Consider the following 11,315-nt stretch of genomic DNA (forward strand, 5'->3'; position numbering starts at 1 on the left):
CCGTCGGCCGGCTCACGCATAAACGCGATTCGTGCGCATGAACGCTCTCCCAACGTGTTTCCGCGCACGGATCGCGTTTATACGTAAGCGTCCACGCTGCCCGCCCACCGCCGCGCGAACGTTTCGCCGCGTTTCCACCCCCACCCCGCGCGGGGTCCTCGCCGCATAAAATCTCCTGGTGACCGCCTCCCTGCTCTACGTCTGCGCCCGTCCGCAGCGTGCTGCGGCCGTGGCCGAATGGGCCTCATTCCGCGATGGGCTGGGAGTCGGCGACGCCGATCTGGTGCACCACGACCTCGTTCGCGAGCCCTTGCCCGCCGACCTCGATCGCTTCGCCGCCGTCGTGGTGGGTGGAAGCCCCTTCAACGTCACCGACCCCGACAAGACCGACGAGCAGCGCCGCCTCGAACGCGACCTCGAGCGCCTCGCGGCGACAGCCATCGAGGGCCGGAGCAACGTCCTCTTCACCTGCTTCGGAATCGGCGTCGTCACCCGCCTGCTGGGCGGAACGGTGACGCTGCAGCACCCCGAAGACACCGGCCCCGCCGACATCGTGCTGACCGAGGCGGGGCGCGGCGACGAGCTGTTCGGCATCCTGAGTCCTCGTTTCGAGGCGCTCACCGCGCACAAGGAGGGCGCCGACAGCGTGCCGCCCGGTGCGACCCTTCTCGCCGAGAACGACGCGTGCCCGGTGCAGGCCTACCGCGCCGGCGCGGGGCTGTGGGCCACGCAGTTCCATCCCGAGCCGACCACCGACGCGTTCGTCGCCCGCATGCGCGTGTATCGCGACGCGGGGTACTTCGACGCCGACGCGTTCGACGAGGTCTCGGCGCACGTGCGCACCGCGTCGGTCGAGCAGCCGACCCGTCTGCTGCGCTCGTTCGCGGCTCGCGCCGTCGCCGCCTGATCCCGCGGCGAGCGCCGTCGCGCAGACTTCGCGTGCGTCGCGCCGCCCCGACCCCGGCCCGCGGGGGCGTGTCGCGCCCGGACCCGCAGGACGGCGTACGCACCGAGCACGTCACCCTCGCGCGCAGCAGGATGTCAAGCCCACCGCGCACATTTACCTAGCTTTTCTAGTGTTCTCGATATGAACGCTTCACGCACCTGGCGGGGTTCCGACCTCGCGCGCCAGATCGTCGTCCTGTCCGCGCTGTCGTTCATGCTCATCGCGGCCGTCATCGGAGCGGGGGCCTTCGGCAACTCCGCCGTCCAAGACCAGCAGGGTGGCGCCCTCGACACCGACGGCTCCTACCTCGCCCCCGCTGGACCCGCGTTCTCGATCTGGTCGGTGATCTACCTCGGCCTCATCGCGTACAGCGTCTGGCAGGCGCTCCCCGGCCAGCGGACGAATCCGCGCCAGCGCGCACTCGGGTGGCTCATCGCGCTCACGATGACGCTCAACGGCCTCTGGCTCGTCGCCGCCCGCTTCGGCACCCTCTTCCTCACGGTCGTGGTGATCGTGCTGCTTCTCGCCGCTCTGGGCTGGACCTTCAAGGTCGCCGTGGCCACCCGCGAGCCGCGCGGCGGCGTGGTCGACTCCGTTCTCATCGACGGCGTCACCGGCCTCCATCTCGGTTGGGTCACGCTGGCCACCGTGGCGAACACCGCGGCCTACCTGACCACTGTCGTCCCGCCCCGTTGGGAAGACGCGGCGAGCGCTATCGGCATCGCCGTGCTGATCGTGGTCGCACTCATCGGGCTCGCTATCGCGTGGCGGAGCGGCTGGCGCATCACCCCGGCCCTCGCCCTCGCGTGGGGCCTGAGCTGGTTGGCCGTCGAACGCTTCGGCGGCGAACCCCAGAACACCCCGATCGGCGTGACGGCGATCATCGTCGCCGTCGTCGTCCTGGGGCTGCCGGCCGTGGTGCGCCTGCTGCGTCTCATCCGGCCCAGCGTCGACTGACCGCACGCGTCCGGTGTTTAATCCCCGCTCGCGCGGTGCCGGGTGAACGTCGTCTTCGAGATCGTCGCCGCCCTGTTCAGCGTTGCGCTGGACGCGCTCAACGCCCTGACCGCCGGACGCCCTCGACGCCGCGCCCGGCGCGGGCACCGTCCGGGTGCCGCCCACGGGGACAGAGCCCCCGCGTGATCAGCCGGAGCCCTAGACCTCCGGCATCCGTCGCAAGAGCGGCGGGCCGGGGTGGCGAGCGCCGCGACGGATCCTCGGGTGGGCGTCGACTCGCGTCAGGGCGCCGCCGTCAGCTCCACCACCACGGCCCGCTGCGGATTCTGCACGGGCGGCCGGATACCGGCTTGGGCCAGCTGCCGCCCGGTCAGCACGGTGTCGTGATGCGCCCACGCGAGGGGCGACTGCGCGGGCTCCTGCACCAGCCCGCCCGGGGTGACCAGGCGCACCCGGTACGCGCGATCGGGGTCGAGGCCCGGAAGGCGCACGCGGCCGGCGGGCGAGGAGATGAGGGTCTGGGTCTGCGCGATGGTGAAAAAGGCGTGGTCGCGATCGGCTCCGACGACGCCGCGCACGTCGAGACCGGGGTCGGTCACGTCGGCATTGACGACGCGCCCCGTCGCCACCAGCGGTCGCACCCGGCGGGCGAGGGCGACCCACTCGCCCACGAGGGCGCGGTCGCGCTCGTCGAGCGTGGTGAGGTCCCACTCGATGCCGAAGTGCCCGAACAGGGCCACGGCGCCGCTGAACGCGAGCGAGACCGTGCGACCGGTGGAGTGCACGTGCGGGGTGGTCAGGTGCATGCCCATCATCTCGGGCGGCACGACCAGCGCGGTGTACCGCTGGTTCGCGAGCCGCTCGACGGGGTCGAGGCAGTCGCTCGTCCAGATGCGGTCGGTAAGACCCAGGATGCCGAGGTCCACCCTCGCCCCACCCGAGGCGCAGCTCTCGATCTCGAGTCCCGGGAACGCGGCCTTGAGCTCGTCGATCAGGCGGTACACGGCAAGGGTGTGGGCGTGCACGGCGGAGCCGCCGCCGGGCCCGCTCGCGGCATCCACGAGGTCGCGGTTGTGGTCCCACTTCACGTACGCGATGGGGTACGCCCGCAGCACGTCGCTCATGCGCTCGAGGATGAACGCGTACGCGTCGGGGTGCGCGAGGTTCAGCACCTGCTGCTGGCGGGCCGAGGGCGGCAGCTCCTCGCGTCCGCGCAGGATCCACTCGGGGTGGGCGCGGGCGACATCGCTGTCGGGGTTGACCATCTCGGGCTCGAACCACAGCCCGAACTCCATGCCGAGACTGCTCACGTGCTCCACGAGCGGACTCAGCCCCTCCGGCCACACGTCCTCGTCGACGTACCAGTCCCCCAGGCCCGCGGTGTCGTCGCGGCGATGGCGGAACCAGCCGTCGTCGAGCACGAACCGCTCCACGCCGATCTCGGCGGCGATGTCGGCGAGCGCGGTGAGCTTCGGCAGGCGGTGGTCGAAGTAGACCGCCTCCCACGTGTTCAGGGTGATCGGTCGCGGACGCGCCGGGTGCTGCGGACGCGCGCGCCAGGTGTCGTGGAACCGCGCGGCGAGGTCGTCGAGGCCGTCACCCCACGAGCCGTAGACCGTCGGCGACGACGTCTCCTGCCCCGGAGTGAGCACGATCTCGCCCCACGCGGCGAGCTCACCGCCCGCCAGCAGCGCCTCCCCCAGCGGCAACCGCTCGGCGAACACGCGTTGGTTGCCGCTCCACGCGACATGGATGCCGTGCACCCGCCCCGACTCGAACCCGAAGCCGGGGCGACCCGCGGCGAGCAGCAGCGTGGCGTGGGCGCCGGGGCGACCCCGCCGACTCTCACGCAGGTGTGTGCCGAAGGTGAACGCGTGACGCTGAGCGGAACGCTCGCGCAGGTGCCGGCCGGTCGTGTCGAGGATCTCGGTCGCTTCCCACGGCAACGGGAAGGTGGGCTGCAGCGCCGCGATCACGACGTCGTCGGCGCCGTCGTTGACCACGGTGAGCGTCTGCGAGAACAGGCCCGACGCCGCGACCCGCAGGTCTGCGCGCAGGCGCAGCGCGCGCTGGTGGTCGACGAGGTGCAGCACGAGGGTGTCGGCGTCGGAATCGACGGATGCCAGGGTGAACACCGTCCCCTGCACGACCCCGCCGCGTCCGCCCTCGAAGCCGGGAGCACCGGGCCACCCCGCCGCGGCGGTCGGAACGATCGTGAGTCGGGGGGTCTGATCGATGCCCCCGGATACGCGCTGCGGACGCGCGGCGACCACCATCGACGACAGGGTCTCCGCCCCGAGCACGCCGAGGTCGGGACCCCAGTGGATGATCGCGGGGGCCGGGTGCGCGGTGAGGTCGACGACGACGCTCGTTCCGCCGGCGCGGAGGTGCGCCGCCGGGGCGGTCTCGGGGACGACGGCGGGGTGCGACATGGCGTGATTCCTCCCATGGGACGATTGCGTGTTCACCGAGCGATACAGGGGAAACGGCGCAGAGCTCATCGAAGCGCGGCTGCTTCGCCCGGGCCGTGCTGATGCACAGTCTGACAACTCGCTGCCCTGCCCGCACGGCAGACGGCCCCGCCCGAAAAGGGGCGGGGCCGTCGAAGGGGTATCAGAGCGCCGGACCGACGATCGCGCTCGCGCCCGCGGGCACCGTCAGCGACGTGCTGTCGAGCACGACGCCCTCTGCCGTCGCCAGCAGCACCCGGGCGCCGGAGACGACGGATGCCGTGGCCTCGGCATCCGAGAGGTTCACCACGACGAGGAGGTCGCGGCGGCGCAGCTCGTAGACGCGTCCGCCCAGGGCCTCGCGGGCGTCGGCCGACAGCCCCTCGCGGGAGGGATCGGTGAGCTCGGGGCGCTCGCGGCGGAGCTTCGCGAGCTCGCGATAGAGCCCGAGAAGCTGCGCGTGATCGCCCTCGCCCACCTCGTCCCAGTCGAGCTTGGAGTTCTCGAACGTCGAGGGGTCCTGCGGGTCGGGGACGGTCGATTCGTCCCAGCCCATCTTCTCGAACTCGGCGATGCGCCCCTCGGCGGTGGCCTTGCCGAGCTCGGGCTCGGGGTGCGAGGTGAAGAACTGCCACGGCGTGGTCGCTCCCCACTCCTCGCCCATGAACAGCATCGGCGTGCCCGGCGCGGTGAGGGTCAAGACGGCGGCCGCGGCGAGACGGTCGTAGCCGAGGGTCTGCGAGAGCCGGTCGCCGGCGGCGCGGTTGCCGATCTGGTCGTGGTCCTGCGCGAAGGTCACCAGGCGCCAGTTGGGCACGGCATCCGGGATGGGCTTGCCGTGCTTCTCCTCACGGAACGTCGAATACGTCCCGTCGTGGAAGAAGCCGCCCTCGCTGACCTTTCGGAACGCCTCGATGTCGGCGAAGTCCTCGTAATAGCCGATGGTCTCCCCGGTGAGCGCGACGTGCGCGGTGTGGTGCCAGTCGTCCGACCACTGCGCGGTGAGACCGTACCCGCCGGCCTCCCGCGGGAGGATCAGCTTCGGGTCGTTCATGTCGCTCTCGGCGATGGTGGTGAGCGGCACTCCGCGGTGGGCCGACAGGGCGTCGGTGCGCTCGGCGAGCTCCTGCAGCACATGCACCGGACGGTGGTCGAGCAGCGCGTGCACGGCATCCAGACGCAGCCCGTCGACGTGGTAGTCGCTCATCCACATCAGGGCGTTCTCGACGATGTAGGCGCGCACCGCGTCCTCGTCGAGGTTGACCGAGTCGCCCCACGTGTTGCGGCTGCCCTCGCGCAGGTACTCCCCGAACTCCGGCAGATAGTTTCCGGAGGGGCCGAGGTGGTTGTACACGACGTCCTGGATGACGGCGAGGCCCGCCGCGTGCGCCGCGTCGACGAACCGCTGGTACGCCTCGGGGCCACCGTAGGCCTCGTGCACGGTGTACCAGAGCACGCCGTCGTAGCCCCAGTTCCACGTGCCGTTGAAGCCGTTGACCGGCAGCAGTTCGACGTGGGTCACGCCGAGGTCGACGAGGTGGTCGAGGCGGCCGACCGCGGCATCCAGGGTCCCTTCGGGGGTGAAGGTTCCCAGGTGCAGCTCGTAGATCAATCCGCCCGCGAGCTGCTTGCCCGTCCACGCCGTGTCGTTCCAGGAGTACACCGAGGGGTCGAACCACGCCGACGCCTCGTGCACGCCACCGGGCTGACGCCGCGAGCGCGGGTCGGGGCGCAGGTCGTCGCCGTCGCCGAGCACGAAGCCGTAGCGCTCCCCGTCGGCGAGGTCGACGGGGGCCGTCCACCATCCGTCGGCGGCGGATGCCATCTCGACGTCCTCGATGACCGTGTCACCGCTGTCGTCGAGCCGGCGCAGCCGCACCCGCTTCGCCTTGGGTGCCCAGACGTCGATGCTCATGTCGGTTCTTCCTTCACGCGTGAAATGGGGGTCGCGCGGCGGGGCGGGCACCCCGCCGCGCGCAGGGTCAGGAGACAAGCAGGGCAACGGGGTAGGTCGACAGCAGGTCGGACAACGCGGTCGGACCGCCGGGGTACGTGCGACCGGTGAAGACGTCGGTGACCGGCGTCTCGGGCAGCAGCAGCACGGTGTCGCGCCACCCGCCGCTCTCGGCCAAACCCCACGGCAGACGCGTCGACACGGCCGACACCCCGCCACGGTCGAAGGCGACCACGTGATCGGATGCCACGCCCGCAGCCTCGAGCGCCCGGTAGACGTCGAGGGGGTGATCGCGGCGCACCCGCAGCGCCCGGGAGGTCACGAGCATCTTGGCCGCGCCCGTGGCATCCACCACCGGCGGGGTCGCCCCCGGGGCGTCGATGTCGGCGAGCAGACGGCGCCGCTCGGCGAAGTCGACCGCTCGGCGGTTGTCGGGGTCGACGAGCGACTGCTCCCACAGCTCCGAGCCCTGGTAGACGTCGGGTACACCGGCGGCGAGGATCTGCAGGAGCTTCGCCGACAGGCCGTTCGACCAGCCCGCGGCCGAGATCTCGTCGACGAAGGCGCGGACGCGCTCGGCGGCGGGGCCGGTCGCCGCATCGACGACCGCGTGCATGCGCTCTTCGAACGCCTCGTCCTGCTCCCACCAGCCGGTGACCTCGCTCGCCTCGCGCGCGGCCTTCTCGGCGTACGCGTGCAGACGCTCGCGGTATACCTTCAGCCCCTCGGGAGTGGATGCCGAGGCGGGCCACGCCCCGATGATTGCCTGCCACAGCAGTGCGTCGAAGGGGCCGTGACCGGTCGAGGCGATGCCCTGGAACTGCTCTAGGCGCGCCGCCCACCGCTCGGGCATCTCGGCCAGCACCGCGATGCGGGCGCGCGTGTCCTCCCCGCGCTTGGTGTCGTGCGTCGACAGGGTGGTCATCGCGAGCGGCCACGACGCGTGCCGGGCGGCTTGCGCGGCGTGGAAGCCAGCGACATCGAGCGCGAACTGACCCGGGTCGCCGCCCACCTCGGTGAGCGAGCCGAGACGGGTGTAGCGGTAGAACGCCGTGTCTTCGACGCCCTTCGCCATCACGGGACCGGTTGTCTGCTGGAAGCGCCAGGCGATCTCGAGGTCGGTGTCGGCGAGGGCCGGCACGAGTTTCTCGATGACGTCGCCCAGCTCGGGTCGGCGCACCTCGGCCTCGCCCGCTGCGGCGTCGAGGTGCGCGCGGCCGGCGGGGAGGTAGGAGCGGTAGACCGGGAAGCACGCGAGGATCTCGGCGAGCGCGTCCTGCAGCACCTCGGCCTCGAATTCCTCGCGCAGCGGCGCGGGAAGCCCCCGCACGATCCGGCGGATCTCCGACACCTGGATGGAGTCGGCGATCTTGCGCTTGGTGTCGTGGATGAGGTCGTGCCAGCCGGTCAGCACCGGCAGGTCGCTGTCGACGCGCAGTCGCGCATCGAGTGCGTCGAGCGCCGCCTCACCCGCGGGATCGGTGAGCACGCGGTCGATCTCGGCGAGCGCGTCGTAGCCGGTGGTGCCGGCGGTCTTCCACCACGAGGGCAGTGCCTCTCCGTGCTCGAGGATCTTCTCCCCCAGCACGTAGCCCACCTCGGACCCGCTCGCCTCGGCCAACGACGCGGCGAGACGGTCGAGGTAACCGCCCGGGTCGACGAGGCCGTCGGGGTGATCGACCCGCAGGCCGTCGGCGAGTCCCTCGCGCACCCATCGCAGGATCTCCGCGTGCGTGGCCTCGAAGACCTCCGGCAGCTCGACGCGGACGCCCGCGAGGGTCGTCACGGCGAAGAACCGGCGGTAGTTCAGGTCGGCCGCCTCGTCCTGCCAGAAGCGCAGTTCGAAGTTCTGCGCGTCGAGCAGGGCCTGGATCGCGTCGCGCGAGCCCGAGGCCGCGGCATCCGTCCCCGTTCCCGGTGCGACCGGGAAGACGTGGTCGAAGTAGCGGATCAGTCCGTCGGGGGCGTCCTCGGCCGGGGCGGGGTCGTACGAGATCTCGTCGATGACGGCGTCGAGATCATCGCCGAGCACCGGCACGCGCACCTTGCCGCCGCCGAACTCCCAGTCGATGTCGAACGCGCTCGCGTGCGCCGAGGCGCGGCCCTGGCGCAGCACATCCCACCACCACGCATTCGTGCGCGGTTCCGACACGCCCATGTGGTTGGGCACGATGTCGATCAGGATGCCGAGTCCCTCGGCGCGCGCGGCTGCCGCGAACCGGTCGAGACCGACAGCGCCGCCCCGGGCCGGATCCACCCGCGTGACGTCGACGACGTCGTAGCCGTGGTCCGAGCCCGGAGTGGCCTCGAGGATCGGCGAGAGGTACGCCCACGAGACCCCGAGGTCACGGAGGTAGTCCGTGACCTCGGCGGCCTGGTCGAGGGTGAACGATTCGCGGATCTGCAGGCGGTAGGTCGAGAGCGGATGCCGCATCTCGGTCACAGCTCCGGCTTGGGGGCTTGCCCGGGCATCTCGTCGGTGCCGACGACCTGGATCTGCGCCGTGAGCGAAGCGGCCACCGAGTGGTCGATCTCCGGCTCGGGCAGGTGGTGCTCGCGCAGCACCATCAGCGACTTCGGCTCCAGCGGGAGCGTCTCACCGGGGTCGAGCGGCTCGGTGTTGGCCCGCTCCCCCGCGGTGTCGACGTACGCGTCCCACTTGGGGGCGTATTCGAAGTCGGGGAGGCGGAAGTCGACTTTGTCGTCACCCGCGTTGAAGAGCACGAGGAAGTGGTCGTCGCTGATCGACTCGCCGCGGCGATCGCGTTCGCGAATGCCCTGGCCGTTGAGGAAGACGCCCACCGCGAGACCGAAGCCGTTGTCCCAGTCCTCGGGCTGCATGAGCGAGCCGTCCGGGCGCAGCCACACCACGTCGGGGATGGGAGCGCCCTCCTCCATCTTCACGGGACGGCCGTCGAAGAACCGGCTGCGACGGAAGGTGGGGTGCTGCTTGCGCAGACGCGCCAGGGCGGCGGTGAATTCGATGAGCGGGGTGTCGATGTTCGACCAGTCCACCCACGTGATCTCATTGTCCTGCGCGTAGCCGTTGTTGTTGCCGCCCTGCGTGCGGCCCAGCTCGTCGCCGTGGAGCAGCATCGGCACGCCCTGGCTGAGGAGCAGGGTCGCGATGAAGTTGCGCTGCTGCTGCGCACGACGCTTCAGCACCTCGGCATCGTCGGTGGGACCTTCGACACCCATATTGCTGGAGCGGTTGTGAGATTCGCCGTCGTTGTTGTCTTCACCGTTGGCGTCGTTGTGCTTGTCGTTGTACGACACGAGGTCGCGGAGCGTGAAGCCGTCGTGCGCGGTGACGAAGTTGATGGATGCCACGGGGAAGCGGCCCGAGTGCTCGTAGAGGTCGGCCGAACCGGTCAGGCGCGAGGCGAACTCACCCAGAGCCTGGGGCTCGCCGCGCCAGAAGTCGCGCACAGTATCGCGGTACTTGCCGTTCCACTCGGTCCACTGGGGCGGGAAGTTGCCGACCTGGTAGCCCCCGGGGCCGACGTCCCACGGCTCCGCGATGAGCTTGACCTGCGACACGATCGGGTCCTGCTGCACGAGTTCGAAGAAGGTCGCGAGCTTGTCCACCTCGTAGAACTCGCGGGCGAGGGTCGATGCCAGGTCGAAGCGGAAGCCGTCGACGTGCATCTCGAGTACCCAGTACCGCAGCGAGTCCATGATGAGCTGCAGCGTGTGGGGATTGCCCACGTTCATGCTGTTGCCGGTACCGGTGTAGTCGGTGTAGTAACGCTTGTCGTCGTCCTCGAGGCGGTAGTACGCCTCGTTGTCGATGCCGCGCATGGAGAGCGTGGGGCCCATGTGGTTGCCCTCGGCGGTGTGGTTGTACACCACGTCGAGGATGACCTCGATGCCGGCAGCGTGGAGTGCCTTCACCATGGCCTTGAACTCCTGCACCTGCTGGCCGTGGTCACCGGTCGAGGAATAGGTGTTCTGCGGGGCGAGGAACGCGATGGTGTTATAGCCCCAGTAGTTCGACAACCCCTTCTCCTCGAGAGTGGAGTCGTTGACGAACTGGTGCACCGGCATGAGCTCGATGGCGGTGATGCCGAGCTTGCGCAGGTGGTCGATGACGGCGGGGTGGGCGATGCCGGCGTAGGTGCCGCGCAGCTCCTCGGGCACGTCGGGGTGCAGCTGGGTGAGGCCCTTCACGTGGGCCTCGTAGATGAAGCTCTCGGCGTAGGGGATCTTCGGCTGTCGGTCGCCCGCCCAGTCGAAGAACGGGTTCACGACCACGCCCTTCATCATGTGCGAGGCGGAGTCCTCGTCGTTGAACGAGTCGGGGTCGCCGAACTCGTAGCTGAAGACCGGCTGACCCCAGTCGATCTGCCCCTCGACGGCCTTGGCGTACGGGTCGAGAAGCAGCTTGCTCGCGTTGTAGCGCTTACCGCTCTTCGGCTCGTACTCCCCGTGCACGCGATAGCCGTACCGCTGCCCGGGCTGGATGTTGGGAAGGTAACCGTGCCACACGAACGCATCGGCGTCCACGAGATCGAAGCGCGTCTCCGTTCCGTCTTCTTCGAAGAGGCAGAGCTCTACGCGTTCCGCTCCTTCACTGAACAGGGCGAAGTTCGTCCCATTACCGTCGTAAGTGGCCCCGAGGGGATAACTGGATCCTGGCCATACCTGCTGCACGTCGCTCACGATAGACCAGCGTCGTTTCGGGCTCGGACCGCAGTCACCGCTGTTGACAGGTCCTCCCGCCCCGACTATGCGCGCGGCTGCCTATGCACGTTCCGGGGGATGCCGCAGAAGGTCGATCCGCTCGTCGAGGTAGCGCGCGAGGGGCATGTAGCCGCCGGCCGCGCTCCATCTCACGAGCGTCTCTCCCCCGCGGACGGCCAGCGGGCTCGATCCCGCGCCCAGGCGGGCCACATCGATCGGATGCCACTCGATGTGCACGGTCTCGCCCTCGGGGACGCCGCCGCGCGCGGCCGCGGCCGACAGCTCGGCGCGGTGCCGCTGCGACTCGGCCGCGAAACCTCGGCGC

General features: G+C 70.3%; 6 protein-coding genes and 1 pseudogene. 2 read left to right on the forward strand and 5 right to left on the reverse strand.

The features are described from left to right. Positions 1 to 178 precede the first annotated feature (178 nt). Positions 179 to 907 (forward strand): glutamine amidotransferase-related protein, encoded by a 729-nt coding sequence (locus RWP81_RS09135; protein WP_314455145.1) that lies wholly within the window; start codon positions 179 to 181, stop codon positions 905 to 907. A 180-nt stretch (positions 908 to 1,087) separates the two neighbouring features. Further along, entirely contained in the window at positions 1,088 to 1,903 is an 816-nt protein-coding gene (locus RWP81_RS09140; RefSeq protein WP_314455148.1) for a tryptophan-rich sensory protein, read from the forward strand. A gap of 281 nt (positions 1,904 to 2,184) precedes the next feature. Here the strand turns inward: RWP81_RS09140 and RWP81_RS09145 are convergent, their stop codons facing one another. From RWP81_RS09145 to RWP81_RS09165, 5 genes and pseudogenes are all read right to left on the reverse strand, one after another. Next, positions 2,185 to 4,335: an alpha-galactosidase gene (locus RWP81_RS09145; protein WP_314455152.1), complete on the reverse strand. Its 2,151-nt coding sequence runs from the start codon at positions 4,333 to 4,335 to the stop codon at positions 2,185 to 2,187. 181 nt (positions 4,336 to 4,516) lie between these two features. Beyond that, positions 4,517 to 6,268, reverse strand: coding sequence for a malto-oligosyltrehalose trehalohydrolase (treZ, locus tag RWP81_RS09150; protein WP_399540572.1), 1,752 nt, complete (start codon positions 6,266 to 6,268; stop codon positions 4,517 to 4,519). A 67-nt stretch (positions 6,269 to 6,335) separates the two neighbouring features. Then, complete coding sequence (gene treY / locus RWP81_RS09155; RefSeq protein ID WP_314455163.1) at positions 6,336 to 8,741, reverse strand: malto-oligosyltrehalose synthase; 2,406 nt, start codon at positions 8,739 to 8,741, stop codon at positions 6,336 to 6,338. Positions 8,742 to 8,746: 5 nt separating this feature from the next. Continuing rightward, on the reverse strand, positions 8,747 to 10,969 hold the full coding sequence (glgX, locus tag RWP81_RS09160; protein WP_314455160.1) for a glycogen debranching protein GlgX: 2,223 nt from the start codon (positions 10,967 to 10,969) through the stop codon (positions 8,747 to 8,749). A gap of 81 nt (positions 10,970 to 11,050) precedes the next feature. Further along, a pseudogene (locus RWP81_RS09165) lies at positions 11,051 to 11,315 on the reverse strand (glutaminase); the annotation flags it as partial.

It is taken from the genome of uncultured Microbacterium sp. (assembly GCF_963521695.1).
GTDB lineage: Bacteria > Actinomycetota > Actinomycetes > Actinomycetales > Microbacteriaceae > Microbacterium.